The organism is Enterobacter cloacae complex sp. 397G4, assembly GCF_050031515.1.
GTDB classification, from domain to species: Bacteria; Pseudomonadota; Gammaproteobacteria; order Enterobacterales; family Enterobacteriaceae; genus Enterobacter; species Enterobacter hormaechei_C.
Window position 1 is genome coordinate 217,272 of record NZ_JBLGWE010000001.1, and the last position, 16,283, is coordinate 233,554.

18 protein-coding genes are annotated in these 16,283 nt (G+C 55.4%); 12 read left to right on the plus strand and 6 right to left on the minus strand.

The window, feature by feature from the left end; genetic code table 11:
* Positions 1–9: 9 nt before the first annotated feature.
* The 7 genes from ubiE (at position 10) to tatD (ending at position 5,495) form a co-directional block, all read left to right on the plus strand.
* A complete protein-coding gene (gene ubiE, locus ACQG1Y_RS01065) occupies positions 10–765 on the plus strand; it encodes a bifunctional demethylmenaquinone methyltransferase/2-methoxy-6-polyprenyl-1,4-benzoquinol methylase UbiE (RefSeq protein WP_003860790.1) in 756 nt (251 codons plus the stop codon).
* Between the two features lie 13 nt (positions 766–778).
* Positions 779–1,384 (plus strand): ubiquinone biosynthesis protein UbiJ, encoded by a 606-nt coding sequence (ubiJ, locus tag ACQG1Y_RS01070; protein WP_023295740.1) that lies wholly within the window; start codon positions 779–781, stop codon positions 1,382–1,384.
* A complete protein-coding gene (gene ubiB / locus ACQG1Y_RS01075; RefSeq protein ID WP_017694740.1) occupies positions 1,381–3,021 on the plus strand; it encodes a ubiquinone biosynthesis regulatory protein kinase UbiB in 1,641 nt (546 codons plus the stop codon). The genes ubiJ and ubiB overlap by 4 nt, the downstream gene beginning before the upstream one ends.
* 76 nt (positions 3,022–3,097) lie before the next feature.
* Complete coding sequence (tatA, locus tag ACQG1Y_RS01080) at positions 3,098–3,352, plus strand: Sec-independent protein translocase subunit TatA (RefSeq protein WP_003860787.1); 255 nt, start codon at positions 3,098–3,100, stop codon at positions 3,350–3,352.
* Between the two features lie 3 nt (positions 3,353–3,355).
* Positions 3,356–3,898, plus strand: coding sequence for a Sec-independent protein translocase protein TatB (tatB, locus tag ACQG1Y_RS01085; protein ID WP_003860783.1), 543 nt, complete (start codon positions 3,356–3,358; stop codon positions 3,896–3,898).
* Positions 3,899–3,900: 2 nt separating this feature from the next.
* Entirely contained in the window at positions 3,901–4,671 is a 771-nt protein-coding gene (tatC, locus tag ACQG1Y_RS01090) for a Sec-independent protein translocase subunit TatC (RefSeq protein ID WP_015569997.1), read from the plus strand.
* Between the two features lie 41 nt (positions 4,672–4,712).
* Positions 4,713–5,495 (plus strand): 3'-5' ssDNA/RNA exonuclease TatD, encoded by a 783-nt coding sequence (gene tatD / locus ACQG1Y_RS01095; protein ID WP_017694739.1) that lies wholly within the window; start codon positions 4,713–4,715, stop codon positions 5,493–5,495.
* Here the strand turns inward: tatD and rfaH are convergent.
* Positions 5,492–5,983: a transcription/translation regulatory transformer protein RfaH gene (rfaH, locus tag ACQG1Y_RS01100; RefSeq protein WP_003860779.1), complete on the minus strand. Its 492-nt coding sequence runs from the start codon at positions 5,981–5,983 to the stop codon at positions 5,492–5,494. The two genes, tatD and rfaH, sit on opposite strands and share 4 nt — an antisense overlap.
* 169 nt (positions 5,984–6,152) lie before the next feature.
* Between rfaH and ubiD the strand changes: the two genes are divergently transcribed.
* The 3 genes from ubiD (at position 6,153) to ACQG1Y_RS01115 (ending at position 10,226) form a co-directional block, all read left to right on the plus strand.
* Complete coding sequence (ubiD, locus tag ACQG1Y_RS01105) at positions 6,153–7,649, plus strand: 4-hydroxy-3-polyprenylbenzoate decarboxylase (protein WP_023295742.1); 1,497 nt, start codon at positions 6,153–6,155, stop codon at positions 7,647–7,649.
* Between the two features lie 39 nt (positions 7,650–7,688).
* Positions 7,689–8,390 carry an NAD(P)H-flavin reductase gene (fre, locus tag ACQG1Y_RS01110; protein WP_003860778.1) on the plus strand — a complete coding sequence of 234 codons (702 nt, stop codon included), beginning with the start codon at positions 7,689–7,691 and terminating at the stop codon, positions 8,388–8,390.
* A 216-nt stretch (positions 8,391–8,606) separates the two neighbouring features.
* Positions 8,607–10,226 (plus strand): ABC-F family ATP-binding cassette domain-containing protein, encoded by a 1,620-nt coding sequence (locus tag ACQG1Y_RS01115; protein WP_368740459.1) that lies wholly within the window; start codon positions 8,607–8,609, stop codon positions 10,224–10,226.
* A gap of 38 nt (positions 10,227–10,264) precedes the next feature.
* Here the strand turns inward: ACQG1Y_RS01115 and ACQG1Y_RS01120 are convergent, their stop codons facing one another.
* Positions 10,265–10,552, minus strand: a complete 288-nt coding sequence (locus tag ACQG1Y_RS01120; RefSeq protein WP_003860776.1) for an HTH-type transcriptional regulator — start codon at positions 10,550–10,552, stop codon at positions 10,265–10,267.
* A gap of 330 nt (positions 10,553–10,882) precedes the next feature.
* Between ACQG1Y_RS01120 and ACQG1Y_RS01125 the strand changes: the two genes are divergently transcribed.
* Together ACQG1Y_RS01125 and cspE are read left to right on the plus strand one after the other, a co-directional pair.
* Positions 10,883–11,593 (plus strand): DUF3053 domain-containing protein, encoded by a 711-nt coding sequence (locus ACQG1Y_RS01125; protein WP_017383576.1) that lies wholly within the window; start codon positions 10,883–10,885, stop codon positions 11,591–11,593.
* Positions 11,594–11,837: 244 nt separating this feature from the next.
* Positions 11,838–12,050, plus strand: a complete 213-nt coding sequence (cspE, locus tag ACQG1Y_RS01130; protein WP_003860775.1) for a transcription antiterminator/RNA stability regulator CspE — start codon at positions 11,838–11,840, stop codon at positions 12,048–12,050.
* Positions 12,051–12,108: 58 nt separating this feature from the next.
* Here cspE and ghrB read toward each other — a convergent pair whose 3' ends face one another.
* The 4 genes from ghrB to ACQG1Y_RS01150 form a co-directional block, all read right to left on the minus strand.
* Positions 12,109–13,083: a glyoxylate/hydroxypyruvate reductase GhrB gene (gene ghrB / locus ACQG1Y_RS01135; RefSeq protein WP_252064983.1), complete on the minus strand. Its 975-nt coding sequence runs from the start codon at positions 13,081–13,083 to the stop codon at positions 12,109–12,111.
* Between the two features lie 27 nt (positions 13,084–13,110).
* The gene (locus ACQG1Y_RS01140; protein ID WP_001089079.1) at positions 13,111–14,391 is read right to left on the minus strand and encodes an MFS transporter; all 1,281 of its coding nucleotides are present in this window, start codon (positions 14,389–14,391) and stop codon (positions 13,111–13,113) included.
* A 117-nt stretch (positions 14,392–14,508) separates the two neighbouring features.
* Positions 14,509–15,447 carry a sugar kinase gene (locus ACQG1Y_RS01145; RefSeq protein ID WP_032668836.1) on the minus strand — a complete coding sequence of 313 codons (939 nt, stop codon included), beginning with the start codon at positions 15,445–15,447 and terminating at the stop codon, positions 14,509–14,511.
* Positions 15,448–15,450: 3 nt separating this feature from the next.
* Complete coding sequence (locus ACQG1Y_RS01150) at positions 15,451–16,200, minus strand: sugar phosphate isomerase/epimerase family protein (RefSeq protein WP_033486944.1); 750 nt, start codon at positions 16,198–16,200, stop codon at positions 15,451–15,453.
* Between the last annotated feature and the right edge of the window lie 83 nt (positions 16,201–16,283).

The following is a 16,283-nucleotide window of genomic DNA, read 5'->3' on the forward strand; positions in this document are numbered from 1 at the left end:
GGCTCTGAGATGGTTGACGATTCACAAGACACAACGCACTTTGGCTTTCAGACTGTCGCCAAAGCGCAGAAAGCTGACATGGTGGCCCACGTATTTCATTCCGTGGCGGCGAAGTACGATGTGATGAATGATTTGATGTCATTCGGCATTCATCGCTTGTGGAAGCGCTTCACTATTGATTGCAGCGGCGTGCGCCGTGGACAAACGGTGCTGGATTTAGCCGGAGGCACAGGGGATCTGACCGCTAAGTTCTCCCGTCTGGTTGGCGAAACCGGCCGCGTGGTGCTGGCGGATATCAACGACTCAATGCTGAAAATGGGACGCGAAAAGCTGCGTAATATCGGCGTGGTAGGCAACGTTGAATATGTTCAGGCCAACGCCGAAGCGCTGCCGTTCCCGGATAATACGTTCGACTGCATCACCATCTCTTTCGGTCTGCGTAACGTGACCGATAAAGATAAAGCGCTGCGCTCCATGTACCGCGTGCTTAAGCCGGGCGGTCGACTGCTGGTACTCGAGTTTTCTAAACCGATTATCGACCCGCTGAGCAAAGCTTACGATGCCTATTCCTTCCACGTTCTGCCGCGCATCGGCGAGCTGGTGGCAAACGATGCAGAAAGTTACCGTTACCTGGCCGAGTCCATCCGAATGCACCCGGATCAGGACACGCTGAAAGCGATGATGCAGGATGCGGAGTTTGAAAACGTGGAATACTTCAATATGACGGCGGGTGTCGTCGCGCTGCATCGTGGTTACAAGTTCTGAGTGGAGGTTTCCCGTGCCCATTAAACCCTTAGTCACCGCAGGCATCGAGAATGTACTGAATGCTTTTCTGTATCGCGCTCCGGCGTTGAAAACCGCACGTCAGCGGCTTAACGGAAAGGTGCTGCGCATCGTTTTAAAGGAGTTCTCGACGCCGCTTGTGCTGGTCTTCAGCGAACGCCAGCTTGACGTTCTGGGTGAGTGGGAAGGCGAGGCTGACTGCTCGGTGATTACGCACATGAGCGTATTGCCAAAACTGCGTGACCGTCAGCAGATGACGGCGCTTATTCGCAGCGGTGAGCTGGAGGTCGAAGGCGATATTCAGGTGGTACAGAACTTCGTTGCACTCAGCGATCAGGCTGAATTCGACCCGGCGGAACTGATGGCGCCCTATATCGGCGACATCGCGGCTGAAGGTATAAGCAAAACGCTGCGCACGGGTTCCGCTTTCCTGCGTAAAGGTCTGCTCCGTCAACAGCGCTACGCTGCCGAGGTGCTGACCGAAGAGTGGCGTATGGCGCCGGGGCCTTTAGAAGTCGCCTGGTTTGCAGAAGAGACCGCGGCAGTTGAGCGCGCAGTTGATGCGTTAACCAAACGGCTGGAAAAACTGGAGGGCAAATGACGCCTGGTGAAATTCGGCGCCTCTATTTTATCGTTCGCACCTTTTTGAGCTACGGGCTCGACGAGCTTATCCCCAGAATGCGTATCACCCTGCCGCTTCGGCTTTGGCGTCGCACGCTGTTCTGGATGCCGAATCGCCATAAGGATCAGGAGCTGGGCGCACGCCTGCGTCTTGCGTTACAGGAGCTGGGCCCGGTCTGGATCAAGTTTGGGCAGATGCTCTCAACACGTCGCGACCTTTTCCCACCGCAGATTGCCGATCAGCTCGCGCTATTGCAGGACCGCGTTGCTCCGTTTGACGGAGAGAGAGCGAAGAAACAAATCGAAGAAGCGATGGGCAATATCCCCATCGAGACCTGGTTTGATGATTTCGATATTCAGCCCCTGGCCTCTGCCTCTATTGCGCAGGTTCACACCGCGCGCCTGAAGGAAAATGGCAAAGAGGTGGTCATCAAAGTGATTCGTCCGGATATCCTGCCGGTTATCAAAGCAGACATGAAGCTGATTTATCGCCTGGCTCGCTGGGTGCCGCGTCTGTTGCCGGATGGTCGCCGTCTGCGTCCGCTGGAAGTGGTTCGGGAATACGAAAAAACGCTGATTGACGAGCTTAACCTGCTGCGTGAATCGGCGAACGCCATTCAGCTGCGTCGAAACTTTGAAGACAGCCCGATGCTGTATGTTCCTGAAGTCTATTCTGACTATTGCAGTCAGAACATGATGGTGATGGAACGTATCTACGGTATTCCGGTCTCGGACGTGGCGGCGCTGGAAAAACAGGGCACCAACATGAAGCTGCTGGCCGAGCGTGGCGTGCAGGTCTTCTTTACTCAGGTTTTTCGCGACAGCTTCTTCCATGCAGACATGCATCCGGGCAACATCTTCGTCAGCTATGAGCACCCGGAAGATCCGAAATACATCGGCATCGACTGCGGTATTGTCGGCTCGCTGAATAAAGAGGATAAGCGCTACCTCGCTGAGAACTTTATCGCTTTCTTCAATCGCGACTACCGTAAGGTGGCCGAGCTGCACGTGGATTCAGGCTGGGTTCCGCCAGATACCAACGTGGAAGAGTTTGAATTTGCGATTCGCACCGTCTGTGAGCCGATTTTTGAAAAGCCGCTCTCGGAGATCTCTTTCGGACACGTCCTGCTCAACCTGTTCAACACCGCACGCCGTTTCAATATGGAAGTGCAACCACAATTAGTTTTACTTCAGAAAACATTACTTTACGTTGAGGGCGTAGGCCGCCAGCTCTATCCTCAGTTAGACTTGTGGAAAACCGCGAAACCGTTCCTCGAATCCTGGATTAAGGATCAGGTCGGTATTCCAGCCCTGGTTCGCTCGCTTAAAGAGAAAGGCCCGTTCTGGATTGAAAAAATGCCTGAAATTCCTGAACTGGTTTACGACAGTTTGCGTCAGAGCAAGAACCTTCAGCACAGCATGGATAAAATCGCGCACGAGCTTCAATCCAGTCGCGTGCGTCAGGGGCAGTCCCGCTATCTCTTCGGAATTGGCGCGACGCTGCTGATAAGCGGCACGTTGCTGTTGATCAATCGTCCGGACTGGGAAATGATGCCAGCCTGGATTATGGCTGCCGGTGTGGTTGTCTGGCTTGCTGGCTGGCGAAAAACGCGCTGAATTAGCGTCGCTATCGAGAGATTGCATACGTATAATGCGATCTGACTAATTAATCATCTATCACTGGGGAACACGCATGGGTGGTATCAGTATCTGGCAGTTAGTGATCATTGCCGTCATCGTTGTGCTGCTGTTTGGCACGAAAAAACTCGGATCGATTGGTTCCGACCTGGGCGCGTCAATCAAAGGCTTCAAGAAAGCCATGAGCGATGATGAGAATAAGCAGGAAAAAACCAGTCAGGATGCTGATTTTACCGCTAAATCCATCGCCGATAAGCAGGACGAAGCCAAAAAGGAAGAGGCTAAACGTCACGATAAAGAGCAGGTGTAATTCGTGTTCGACATTGGTTTTGGTGAGTTACTGCTGGTCTTTGTGATTGGTCTGATTGTGTTGGGGCCGCAGCGTTTACCCGTTGCGGTGAAAACCGTCGTGGGCTGGGTGCGGGCGCTTCGCTCGCTGGCAACTACCGTGCAGAACGAACTGGCGCAGGAGCTGAAGCTTCAGGAATTTCAGGACAGCCTGAAAAAGGTTGAAAAGGCGAGTATGGACAACCTGACGCCGGAGCTGAAAGCATCAATGGATGAGTTGCGCGAAGCGGCGGAATCCATGAAGCGTTCTTACAGTATTAACGATCCTGAGAAGGCGAGCGATGAAGCAAACACCATCCACAATCCGGTGGTGAAGGGTAGCGAAGAGCAGCGCGAGGGTGTAACGCCTTCCAGCGCGGAGCATCAGGCTGCTTCGCCAGAGCAATCGCCGCAGGAGCCCGAAGTGAAAAAGCAGGTGCCGCCGGAAGAGCCCGTGGTCAAAACGGCTGAGGTAAAACCCGCCGCGCCCGTTTCCGAATCATCCCCCTCGTCGAGTGATAAAGCGTAAACATGGCAGTAGATGATACTCAACCGCTTATTACGCACCTCATTGAGCTGCGTAAGCGCCTGTTAAACTGCATTATTGCGGTTTTCCTCATTTTTTTATGTCTGGTCTATTTTGCCAACGATATCTATCAGGTGGTTTCCGCGCCGCTGATTAAACAGATGCCTCTGGGCGCGACGATGATTGCAACAGACGTTGCTTCACCGTTCTTTACCCCGATCAAACTGACCTTCTGGGTGTCGTTGATTGCCTCTGCGCCGGTCATTTTGTATCAGGTCTGGGCATTTGTGGCGCCCGCGCTGTACAAGCATGAACGCAAGCTGGTTATTCCGCTGCTGGTGTCCAGTTCGCTGCTGTTTTATATCGGCATGGCGTTCGCCTACTTCGTTGTCTTCCCGCTGGCCTTCGGCTTCCTGACGCATACCGCACCGGAAGGGGTACAGGTGTCGACGGACATCGCCAGCTACCTCAGCTTCGTGATGGCGCTGTTTATGGCCTTTGGTGTCGCCTTCGAGGTGCCCGTAGCAATTGTCCTGCTCTGCTGGGTGGGGGTGACCACGCCTGACGATCTGCGTAAGAAGCGCCCGTACATCCTGGTGGGGGCATTTGTCGTAGGCATGCTGTTAACGCCACCGGACGTCTTCTCGCAAACCTTACTGGCGATACCCATGTACTGCCTGTTTGAAGTCGGCGTGTTCTTCGCTCGTTTCTACGTCGGAAAGGGGCGTACCCGGGACGAAGAAGACGAGCCGTCTGAAGAGACTACTAAAGAATAAAACCAACCGCCCGTCAGGGCGGTTGTCATATGGGGATACGTATGTTTGATATCGGGCTTAACCTCACCAGCGCCCAGTTTGCGAAAGACCACGATGAGGTGGTGGCGCGCGCCTTTGCCGCCGGCGTGGGTGGGCTGCTACTGACGGGAACGAATCTGCATGAGAGTGAGCAGGCACGGCAGCTGGCGCAACGCTATCAACACTGCTGGTCCACCGCAGGCGTGCATCCTCATGACAGCAGCCAGTGGACGCATGAAAGCGCTGAGGCGCTTCATCGTCTGGCACAAACGCCAGAAGTGGTTGCCATTGGCGAATGCGGGCTTGATTTCAACCGTAACTTCTCGACGCCTGAAGAGCAGGAGAAGGCATTTACCGCCCAGCTCGCGCTGGCAGCAGAGCTGGAGATGCCGGTGTTTATGCACTGTCGCGATGCGCATGAACGTTTTATGGCGCTACTGGAACCCTGGCTGGAGAAACTGCCGGGCGCGGTGTTGCACTGCTTTACGGGCTCCCGTCAGGAAGCGCTGGATTGCCTGAACCGCGGGCTGTATTTGGGTATCACGGGCTGGGTCTGCGATGAGCGTCGTGGGCTGGAACTGCGTGAGCTGTTACCCGTTATCCCGGCCGATCGTTTGCTGCTGGAAACGGATGCGCCGTATCTGTTGCCCCGGGATATGCAGCCCAAACCGCCATCACGACGTAATGAACCGGCCTACCTGGGGCATATTGCTGAGCGAGTGGCGCACTGGCGCGGAGAAGATGCCCAGTGGCTGGCAGCACAAACCGATGATAACGTGCGTCGTCTGTTCGGCGTGCAGTTCTAAACTTTGCGGAAATCGGTGTTTTTAACGCTCTGCAACACCTCTTTGTTCAGCAGGTTGAGCAGCAGCATGGAGCGCGCTTCACCGTCCGGCTCAGCGAAGATGGCCTGTAACCCTTCAAAGGCGCCTTCGGTGATCACCACGCTGTCGCCGGCATAAGGGGTTTCCGGATCGGTAATATCTTCAGGCTGCTGGTAGACAGAAAGCTGATGAATAACCGATGACGGTACTCTTGCCGGATGGGCGCCAAAACGCACAAAATGGCTGACGCCGCGCGTGGCGCTGATCGTCGTGGTGTGGATCACTTCGGGGTCGAACTCGACGAACAGATAGTTCGGGAACAGAGGCTCACTGACGGTCGTGCGTCTTCCACGCTGCATTTTTTCAAGCGTGATCACGGGTGTCAGGCAGTTAACAGACTGACGTTCAAGATGTTCCTGCGCGCGCTGAAGTTGCCCGCGTTTGCAATACAGTAAATACCAGGCCTGCATAATCACTCTTCCCATTGTTCGGGGCGCAAGCATACCAAAACCCTGGCGGGATCGCTAAGGTGATTATAATGGCGAAAAAGAGAGTAAGTCGTGGAAGTTCACGCTAATTTAACAAAATTACAGCATCACGCGGTCTTACGCCGTATAATGAAGCGCTTACAGAGAGGCCATGATTAACTGCATGAAATACCACGATCTACGCGACTTCCTGGCGCTGCTGGAAAAGCAGGGCGAACTCAAACGCATTACGCTTCCTGTTGATCCGTATCTGGAAATGACAGAAATCGCTGACCGCACCTTGCGCGCGGGCGGCCCGGCGTTGCTGTTTGAAAACCCAAAAGGCTACGCCATGCCGGTGCTGTGCAACCTGTTTGGCACACCTCGCCGCGTGGCGCTGGGGATGGGACAGGAAGATGTCACGGCGTTACGTGAAGTGGGCAAACTGCTGGCCTTTCTTAAAGAGCCGGAGCCGCCAAAAGGGTTCCGCGACCTGTTCGACAAGCTGCCGCAGTTTAAGCAGGTGCTGAACATGCCCACCAAACGCCTGCGCGGTGCGCCGTGCCAGCAAAAAGTGCTGGAAGGCGATGCGGTGGATCTGACCAAAATTCCCATCATGCAGTGCTGGCCTGACGATGCCGCACCGCTGATCACCTGGGGCCTCACCGTGACGCGTGGGCCGCATAAAGAGCGTCAAAACCTCGGCATTTACCGCCAGCAGCTGATTGGCAAAAACAAGCTCATCATGCGCTGGTTGTCCCATCGCGGTGGGGCGCTGGATTTCCAGGAGTGGTGCGCGGCCCATCCGGGCGAACGCTTCCCGGTTTCCGTCGCGCTGGGTGCCGATCCGGCAACCATTCTGGGCGCGGTGACGCCTGTTCCTGATACGCTGTCTGAATATGCCTTTGCAGGGCTGCTGCGCGGCACCAAAACCGAAGTGGTGAAGTGCATCTCCAATGACCTGGAAGTACCGGCCAGCGCAGAGATTGTGCTGGAAGGTTACATTGAACAGGGCGAGCTGGCGCCCGAAGGGCCGTACGGCGACCACACCGGCTATTACAACGAAGTGGATAACTTCCCGGTGTTCACCGTCACGCACATTACCCAGCGTGAAGATGCCATCTATCACTCCACCTATACCGGCCGTCCACCCGACGAACCGGCGGTGCTTGGCGTGGCGCTGAACGAAGTGTTTGTGCCGATCCTGCAAAAGCAGTTCCCGGAAATCGTTGATTTTTATCTGCCGCCGGAAGGGTGTTCGTATCGCCTGGCGGTGGTGACGATGAAGAAGCAGTATGCCGGTCACGCTAAGCGCGTGATGATGGGCGTATGGTCTTTCCTGCGCCAGTTTATGTATACCAAGTTTGTGATTGTCTGCGATGATGACGTCAATGCCCGCGACTGGAATGACGTCATCTGGGCCATCACCACGCGTATGGATCCGGCGCGTGATACGGTGTTAGTGGAAAACACGCCGATTGATTACCTGGACTTTGCCTCGCCGGTTTCCGGACTTGGCTCAAAAATGGGACTGGATGCCACGAACAAATGGCCTGGCGAAACCGACCGTGAATGGGGTCGCCCGATCGAAAAAGATCCTGCCGTGACCGCGCGAATTGACGCGATCTGGGACGAGCTGGCCATAATGAATAACGGTAAGGCAGAATAAGACCGTTTAGCCCTATAGACTTCCCGACAGAGAGAGCGAATGACAACCTTAAGCTGTAAAGTGACGTCGGTAGATGCTATTACCGACACCGTATATCGCGTCCGTTTGGTTCCTGAAGCGGCCTTCTCATTCCGTGCCGGTCAGTACCTGATGGTCGTGATGGACGAGCGTGATAAGCGTCCTTTCTCTATGGCCTCAACGCCAGCAGAGAAGGAATTTATTGAGCTGCATATTGGTGCGTCTGAGCTTAACCTGTACGCGATGGCCGTGATGGACCGCATCCTGAAAGAGCGTGAAATCGTGGTCGATATTCCTCATGGCGAGGCCTGGCTGCGTGAAGACGAAGACCGTCCGCTGATCCTGATTGCCGGTGGCACGGGCTTCTCTTATGTCCGCTCTATTCTGCTGACCGCGCTGGCGCGCAACCCGAATCGCGATATCACCATCTACTGGGGCGGCCGTGAAGAGAAGCATCTTTACGATCTGTCTGAGCTGGAAGCGCTGAGCGTAAATCATCCAAACCTGCGCATCGAGCCGGTTGTCGAGCAGCCTGAAGAGGGCTGGCGCGGGCGCAGCGGTACGGTGCTGACTGCGGTATTGCAGGATCATGGGACGCTGGCCGGGCACGATATCTATATTGCCGGTCGCTTTGAAATGGCAAAAATTGCCCGCGACCTGTTCTGCAACGAGCGTGACGCGCGGGAAGATCGTCTGTTTGGCGATGCGTTTGCGTTTATCTGATTGAGAGACCCGCTTCGGCGGGTTTTTTACGCTCGGGCATTAGCCTGGTGAAAATTTAACCTTGAAATGGGCGGCGCATTGCCGTTATTCTTGTTCCCGTTAAATTTCGCCCTCAGGAGCGCCCCCCAAAAATGAACAAACACGACTGATGAATTTCGATCCTTGCTCAACGCACCGCGTCGGCAGGGGATGTTTTGACTTCATTCAGGAGTGCTTATGGCTCATTTTGCGCAGTCCCCCTCTTTTATTTTGCATCAGGTCACCTGTCAGTTTGCGACGGGCGATATCCTTTTTGGTCCGCTGAATCTTTCTCTGGATGCGTCAGTGTGCGCGCTGGTTGGCCGCAACGGCAGCGGTAAAACACGTCTTCTGCGGCTGCTGGCAGGGGTTGATGAACCCGCCAGCGGTCATATTGATCGCTTTGGTACACACGTCTATGTGGCGCAGCAGCAGGATATTTCTGCGGATACGACGCTTGCCGGACTGCTTGGTTACGACGCGATCTTTGCGGCGCGCACGCGCATCGACAGCGGTCATTATGAACCCGACGATCTCGATACGCTCGACGGTTACTGGGATCTGGCTGAACGGCTGAGCCAGGCTTTTATCGCTGCAAAACTTCCCCCTTTTGACCCGAATAAACGCGCGGCAGAGCTGAGCGGCGGCGAGCGCATTCGTGCCTTGCTGTGCGGCGCATTCGCCGCAGATGCTGATTACCTGCTGCTGGACGAACCGACCAACCACCTCGACAGGCAAGGCCGCAAGTGGTTCTACGAGCAGCTTTCCCGGTATCAGGGCGGGGTGCTGGTGGCCTCCCACGACCGTGAGTTGCTGGCCCAGGTATCGCGTATCCTTGAACTGAGCGCATTGGGCCTGCGCAGCTACGGTGGGAATTATGCTGGCTATCGAACCCAGCGTGATGCTGAGCAGCTGGCTGCCCGCGCCGCGCTGGAGCATGCTGCCACCGAACGCAAGCGTACCCGCGCCCGTATGCATAAAGAGCATGACGACAGCCTGCGGCGTTCAGCCAAAACGCTTCGCACGGTCGACAGCCTTAACATCGCCTCGTTTGAACGGGTCAAATACAAAGGGGCGGCGAAAGAGCGTATTGGTTCCTGGAAAAAACAGCATAGCGATCAAAATTATGCTCTGAACGCTGCGGTCAACCAGGCACGCGAGCGGGTTGAAGAGGATAACGCGGTGATGTTTACCCTGCCGGGCAGTGAAATCCCGGAAGGAAAACAGGTGCTGGTGCTGGAAGAACTGGTGCTTCCGCACGTGCCTGTCTCCCCGATAAACTGGGGAATGGATGGCCCGATGCGCGTGGCGCTACGCGGGCCGAACGGCTGTGGAAAATCCACGCTGTTGAAAGTGATGTTGGGCGAAACAGCCCCTGTCACGGGAACCTGTAAGGTCTCTGTCAGGTGTGCGTATCTCGATCAGCATCTTTCCCGGCTGGATCTGTCGCAGTCGGTGATGACACACCTTAGCCTGGGCAATACGCCGCTCGAAGAAGGGGCGCTGCGTACCCGTTTAGCGCAGCTTCAGCTGGGCGCAGAGAAAGTGACACTACCACTGGCCGAACTGAGTGGCGGCGAGCGCCTGAAGGCCGCGCTGGCCTGCGTATTGTGGCGTGAAGCGGCAACGCAGCTGTTGCTTCTGGATGAGCCAACCAACCATCTTGATCTGGCCTCTGTTCAGGCTATAGAAGCGGCCTTAGCCGATTACCCCGGCGCGCTGTTGGTGGTGTCGCATGATGAAGCCTTTCTGGCTGGGCTGAAGTTGACGCATGAACTGGTGTGGGAAGAGACGGGATGGCGATGTGAAAGCCTGTAAACACAAGCCCCCGCAAGGGCGGGGGCAAACAAACTTTATCAGGCTAACTGCTTGCGAAGGTCAGGGTTTGCCTGGATCAGGCGCATCAGCTTTAGCTCGGCTGGGGTAGGTTTTTCACGTTTTGACTCCCACTCCAGCACCATCGCTACGCTGACACCCATCGCTCTTGCGAATTCATCTGTTTTCAGGCCCGATCCTTTGCGTAAACGCTCAAATTCACTAAAAGGATTGGACTTTTGATTCAGGGTAACCGTCGGCGGTACATCTTTAAAAATAATCTGTTCCAGGCTGCTCAGCAGCTCAAACTCAGGATCTTTTAATTCCATTGAGAACTCCTCATAAATCACACATCGGGATCATGAACATCAGAGAGCCTGTTAAGAATAGTCCCTAAACCAGACACAGGATCGTCACGGCTGTGATTAATTGTGCGATAACGATCGCTTTACGCGTTTCAGCTATATGGATAGTTATGCTAATTACCTGATTAGTCATATGTAGGGATGCACAGGTATTTTTTTGTAAATAGTCAGTACAAAAACGGTAATACCCGTTTTGCATGAAAACTCTATCTTGCAAGGCTGACCTGGACTATCCTTGTCAGCGTTGGGCACGCGTGTGCCGGTGTGCGCTTTTTGGGTGAAAGGAGTAATAAAATGGCGACAGGAAAGTCCTGCTCTCGCTGGTTTGCGCCTATTGCGGCGTTGTTGATGGTTGTTAGCCTGAGTGGGTGTTTCGATAAAGAAGGCGATCAGCGCAAAGCGTTTATCGATTTTCTACAGAATACAGTGATGCGTAGCGGCGAGCGTTTACCAACGCTGACTGCGGATCAGAAAAAACAGTTTGGTCCATTCGTGTCGGATTACGCCATTCTGTATGGCTATTCACAGCAGGTAAGCCAGGCGATGGATTCCGGTATTCGCCCGGTAGTGGATAGCGTGAATGCCATCCGCGTTCCACAGGATTATATGACCCAGCGCGAACCGCTGCGCCAGTCAAATGGCGCGCTTGGGGTACTGAGCCAGCAGCTGCAAAATGCCAAAATGCAGGCTGATGCGTCGCGTTCCGCGTTGAAGCAGGGCGAGGATCTCAAACCGGTCTATGACCAGGTGTATGAGAAAGTCGTGACCAAGCCGTCAAACGCCTTGCAACCGCTGATCCCGGCGGCGCAGGTCTTTACTCAGCAGCTGGTTCAGGTGGGTGACTTTATCAGTGAACAAGGTACGCAGGTGAGCTTCGTCTCTAACGGTATCCAGTTCCCGACCTCCCAGCAGGCGAGCCAGTACAACGCGCTGATCGGGCCGCTCGCGTCCCAGCATCAGGCCTTTAGCCAGGCCTGGAGCGCAGCGGTCGCTGCTACGGAATAAGAAAAACCCCCGCTTCGGCGGGGTTTTTTTTATGCTTGATGAAAATAACGCTTGTCATTCATCTACCACATCGGTATAACTATGTTCGTCGGTTTGTTACACAGACCTAAAGCAGTTTAGTAAAGCAGTCCAGATTGTTATCCATAGATACCCTTCGTAGTGACCCTTCCTTCATCGCTTAAAAATCTGTAACGCAATCCATCAAGCCGGAAGGCACAATATATTTGTTAATAAGGTAATTTCTATGTCTGCTAAAATGACTGGTCTGGTAAAATGGTTCAACGCTGATAAAGGTTTCGGCTTCATCACTCCTGACGATGGCTCTAAAGACGTGTTCGTACACTTCTCTGCTATCCAGAACGATGGCTACAAATCTCTGGATGAAGGTCAGAAAGTTTCCTTCACCATCGAAAGCGGCGCTAAAGGCCCAGCAGCTGGTAACGTTGTAAGCCTGTAAGCTTCCAGCCCAGTAGCACAAAATTCAAAAACCCGCCTTCTGGCGGGTTTTTTCGTATCTACTGTTGTATCTGCGGGTTAACGCAGTTCTTATCCACTTTACCGCCGAGCGCGGCAATCAGGTTATCCACGGCGGTCGCCGCCATATTGTAGCGTGTTTCATGAGTGGCAGAGCCGATGTGGGGCAGGGCGACGACGTTCGGCATGGTCAGTAGCGGAGAATCCACCGGCAGCGGCTCCTGTTCAAACACGTCCAGACCAGCGGCGTGGATCCCACCGTTTTGCAGTGCCTCAATCAGCGCCTTCTCATCGACCACCGGACCACGACCCGCGTTGATGAAAATGGCCGATTTCTTCATCTTTTCAAACGCCGCTTTGCCGATGAGATGACGCGTTTCATCCGTCAGCGGCAGGATCAGGCAGACAAAGTCGGCTTCCCGCAACAGCGTATCAAGCTCGCAGTAGCGGGCATTGAAACGTTCTTCAGCTTCAGTGTGGTGACGGCGTGCGTTATACAGGATGGGCATGCTGAAGCCGAAATGCGCGCGCTGTGCCAGTGCCAGACCGATGCGGCCCATCCCAACAATCCCCAGCGTTTTGCCATGAACGTCCACGCCGAACCAGTCCGGGCCAATGCTTTTCGTCCATTCGCCCGCTTTCACGCGCTCGGCCACTTCCACCACGCGACGCGCGGTACTGAGCACCAGCGCCATCAGCGTGTCGGCGACGGTCTCCGTCAGGGCATGCGGCGTGTGCATCAGCAGGATGTTGCGCGCGTTTAGCGCATCCACGTCGAAATTGTCGTATCCCACCGAAACGGTTGAGGTAGCACGAAGCTTCGGCATTTTCTCCAGCAGCGCTGCATCCACCTTTTCGCTCGATCCCAGCAGGCCCTCGGCGCTGGCAAACGCGTCGGCGTGCTGTGCCACGGTTTCCGGGCTGAGGTTCTTGACCCGGGTAACGGTAAAGTGTTCTTCCAGGCGTTTTTGCAGGTCTTCAGGCAGTGCTTTGTACAAAATGACGGACGGCTTCATGCTAATCTCCGTTGATTTTAAAAGGATTCAGGCGTGGCGTGCGCCGACGGGTAGCTGTTGATTATTAGCAGGCTTAACAATCAGAGTAAGCCATACCGAGGCAAAAAGCGCCACCCCCATAAAGATGTAAGAGGCCGATGGGCTGCCGGTGGCGCCGTTCAGATAGCCCACAAACCACGAGCCAAAGAACGAACCCAGCGCACCCATACTGTTGATCAACGCCATCGCGCCCCCAGCGACGTTACGCGGCAGCATTTCCGGGATGATGGCAAAGAACGGACCATACGGGGCATACATGGCCGCACCCGCAATCACCAGCAGCGTATACGAAGCCCAGAAGTGGTTCGCGCCCACGGCCCAGGAGCCAATAAAGGCAAAAGCAGCGATCAGCAGCAGTGGCCAGACGAACAGCTTACGGTTTTGCAGCTTGTCCGATGCCCAGGAGACGATAATCATCGCGATGGTCGCAGCCAGGTAAGGCACCGATGACAGCCAGCCCACTTCCACCATGCCAAGGTTTTCACCGCCGCTGCGGATAATCGACGGCAGCCACAGCACAAAGCCGTACACGCCAATACTCCAGGTAAAATACTGTGCGCACAGCAGAATAACGTTCCGGGAGCGGAAGGCTTCACCGTAGTTACGCACCGCTTTCAGCCCCTGCTGCTCTTTATCCAGCTGCGCCTGGAGCGCGGCTTTTTCGTCCTCAGAAAGCCATTTTGCCTGGGCTGGCTTATCTTTCACCAGCACCCACCAGCAGAAGGCCCAGATAATCGCGGGAACCCCTTCGATGATGAACATCTCGCGCCAGCCGAAGGACTGGATCAGGTAGCCGGAAACCACCGACATCCACAACACGGTGACCGGGTTACCAAGTATCAGGAACGTATTGGCACGTGAACGCTCAGATTTTGTGAACCAGTTGCTGATGTAAATCAGCATTGCTGGCATGACGGCCGCCTCAACCACGCCGAGAATAAAGCGAATAGCCGCCAGAGCAGGAATGTTATTCACCACGCCAGTAAGCGACGCACAGGCACCCCATAAGATCAGGCAGATGAAAATGAGCTTTCGCACGCTGCGGCGTTCAGCGTAAATCGCGCCGGGGATCTGGAAGAAGAAATAACCCAGGAAGAAGAGGGCACCCAGCAGGGAGGAGACCCCTTTGGTGATCCCGAGGTCTTCGTTGATCCCGGCGGCGGATGCGAAACTGAAGTTGGCACGATCCAGGTACGCCAGGCTGTACGTGATAAACACGATTGGCATGATGTACCACCAGCGTTTTACTGCATTGGTCGAACTGTTCATAGGCTTGCCTCTGTTGTTGAGGTTGTTGCCGCCGTTGTCTGTAGGGTACACGGTGGCTTAATTATCTGGTGCGGATTGCTGCCCTCACCCTGGCCCTCTCCCACAGGGAGAGGGAATTTAGACGCCGAGCTCTGCTCGTGTTGGTAATCCTTCGCTGTCGCCCTGCACCTGAATCGCCAGCGAACCAATTTTGTTGCCTCGCGCCACGGCCTGCGACAGCGGTTTGCCCTCCAGCAGAGCGCTGATGACCCCGACGGCAAACCCATCGCCCGCGCCCACGGTATCGACCACGTTGTCGACTTTTACCGCAGCGACAGCGCCTTGCTCACCGTCGGCAGTTTTGAACCATGCGCCGTCGGCACCGGTTTTCAGCACCACGGCTTTTACCCCTCTGTTGAGGTAAAAATCAGCAATGCCTTCGGGCGTGCTTTCGCCAGTGAGGATCATTCCCTCTTTTATGCCCGGCAGAACCCAGTCCGCCTGAAACGCCAGTCGGTTGAGTTTCTCAGCCATCTCCGCTTCGCTTTTCCACAGCACCGGGCGCAGGTTCGGATCGAAAGAGATCGTTTTGCCCTGCGCTTTCATTGCCGAAGCCGCGTGATCCAGTAAATCGTACGAGCTGGTCGAGAGCGCCGCCGCCACGCCGCTCAGGTGCAGGTGGCGCGCGGAGGAGAAATACGCGGCGTGATAATCATCCACGGAGAGATGGCTTGCCGCTGAGCCTTTGCGGAAATACTCCACGATGGGATCGGTTCCATTTTCAACTTTAGATTTCAGCTGAAAGCCCGTCGCAAAGCGTCCGTCGAGGGTCACGCCTGCGGCATCAATGCCCTCTTTTTTCAGTGAGTCGAGAACAAAATGGCCAAAGCTGTCATTTCCCACGCGGCTTACCCAGCCGACATTCAGCCCCAGCCGCGCAAGGCCGGTAGCAACATTCAGCTCGGCACCTGCCACGCGTTTAATGAAGTACTCCACTGCGCTCAGCTCGCCCGTTTCGGTGGCGACAAACATCGCCATGGCCTCGCCAATGGTGATGACATCCAGCGTCTTGTGCATGGTTTACTCCTCGCGCAGCAGGTTGACGTAATGGCGGGTGACGGCGGTGAGATCCGTCCCTTCCAGCGGAAATTCGATACCGCGTGGCGCATCGGCAGGGAGTTGATTAAGCAGATCCCGCCAGCGAGAATCGGTCTGATCCGGCGCGACGGCGCGGAACTGCGCCTTATGCGGGACTGCGGACTTCACATGAATATAGCTCACGGCGGGAGCCAGCTGACGTGCAGCCTCTTCCGGAGAGTCTCCAACCCACAGCCAGTTGCCCATATCGAACGTCAGCGTGACCGGCAGCGCCATTACCCGGCAGGCGGCTTTGAAGCGCTGCATCGGCGCGAGCTGCCCGCAGTCGGTCTGGTCGTTTTCCACCACCAGCGTCATGCCGCTTTCATCCAGCAGTGCGCGCAGGGCTTCAAGCGGCTGTTTGTCGCTGAAATGACCCAGCGAGACTTTAAGCCACAGCGCGTTCAGGGCGCTGGCTTCGCTAAGGTAGCGCGGGAGATCCGTGTTGAGGGTGCCATCGGGCATAAACAGGGGGGCCGGGGCGGAGTAGCACGCCAGTAAACCCAGCAGTTCAATGGACTCGCCGAGCGCAGGCAGGGCCATTAACTCGTCGTTGCTGAAGAGCTCGCGGCGGATTTCAACGCCATCAGCTCCCGCGCCGGCAATAACGGGAAGCATTGCCCGTTGACCGCCTGCCTGTCGCACCTGATCCGCACCATACGCGGCGGTGACCACCATAATTTTCCTGCTCATTTCCTGACTCCAGAGCGTAATCGATAGTATTACGCTAGATGGAACCGGTTCCAAAGAAAAGATCGGGATGCTGAATTTATGAT

Coding starts and splice junctions, on each gene's coding strand:
- ubiE (WP_003860790.1), top strand. CDS start 10: ATGGTTGACGATTCACAAGACACAACGCACTTTGGCTTTCAGACTGTC.
- ubiB (WP_017694740.1), top strand. CDS start 1,381: ATGACGCCTGGTGAAATTCGGCGCCTCTATTTTATCGTTCGCACCTTT.
- tatA (WP_003860787.1), top strand. CDS start 3,098: ATGGGTGGTATCAGTATCTGGCAGTTAGTGATCATTGCCGTCATCGTT.
- tatC (WP_015569997.1), top strand. CDS start 3,901: ATGGCAGTAGATGATACTCAACCGCTTATTACGCACCTCATTGAGCTG.
- tatD (WP_017694739.1), top strand. CDS start 4,713: ATGTTTGATATCGGGCTTAACCTCACCAGCGCCCAGTTTGCGAAAGAC.
- rfaH (WP_003860779.1), bottom strand. CDS start 5,983: ATGCAGGCCTGGTATTTACTGTATTGCAAACGCGGGCAACTTCAGCGC.
- ubiD (WP_023295742.1), top strand. CDS start 6,153: ATGATTAACTGCATGAAATACCACGATCTACGCGACTTCCTGGCGCTG.
- fre (WP_003860778.1), top strand. CDS start 7,689: ATGACAACCTTAAGCTGTAAAGTGACGTCGGTAGATGCTATTACCGAC.
- ACQG1Y_RS01115 (WP_368740459.1), top strand. CDS start 8,607: ATGGCTCATTTTGCGCAGTCCCCCTCTTTTATTTTGCATCAGGTCACC.
- ACQG1Y_RS01120 (WP_003860776.1), bottom strand. CDS start 10,552: ATGGAATTAAAAGATCCTGAGTTTGAGCTGCTGAGCAGCCTGGAACAG.
- ACQG1Y_RS01125 (WP_017383576.1), top strand. CDS start 10,883: ATGGCGACAGGAAAGTCCTGCTCTCGCTGGTTTGCGCCTATTGCGGCG.
- cspE (WP_003860775.1), top strand. CDS start 11,838: ATGTCTGCTAAAATGACTGGTCTGGTAAAATGGTTCAACGCTGATAAA.
- ghrB (WP_252064983.1), bottom strand. CDS start 13,083: ATGAAGCCGTCCGTCATTTTGTACAAAGCACTGCCTGAAGACCTGCAA.
- ACQG1Y_RS01140 (WP_001089079.1), bottom strand. CDS start 14,391: ATGAACAGTTCGACCAATGCAGTAAAACGCTGGTGGTACATCATGCCA.
- ACQG1Y_RS01145 (WP_032668836.1), bottom strand. CDS start 15,447: ATGCACAAGACGCTGGATGTCATCACCATTGGCGAGGCCATGGCGATG.
- ACQG1Y_RS01150 (WP_033486944.1), bottom strand. CDS start 16,200: ATGAGCAGGAAAATTATGGTGGTCACCGCCGCGTATGGTGCGGATCAG.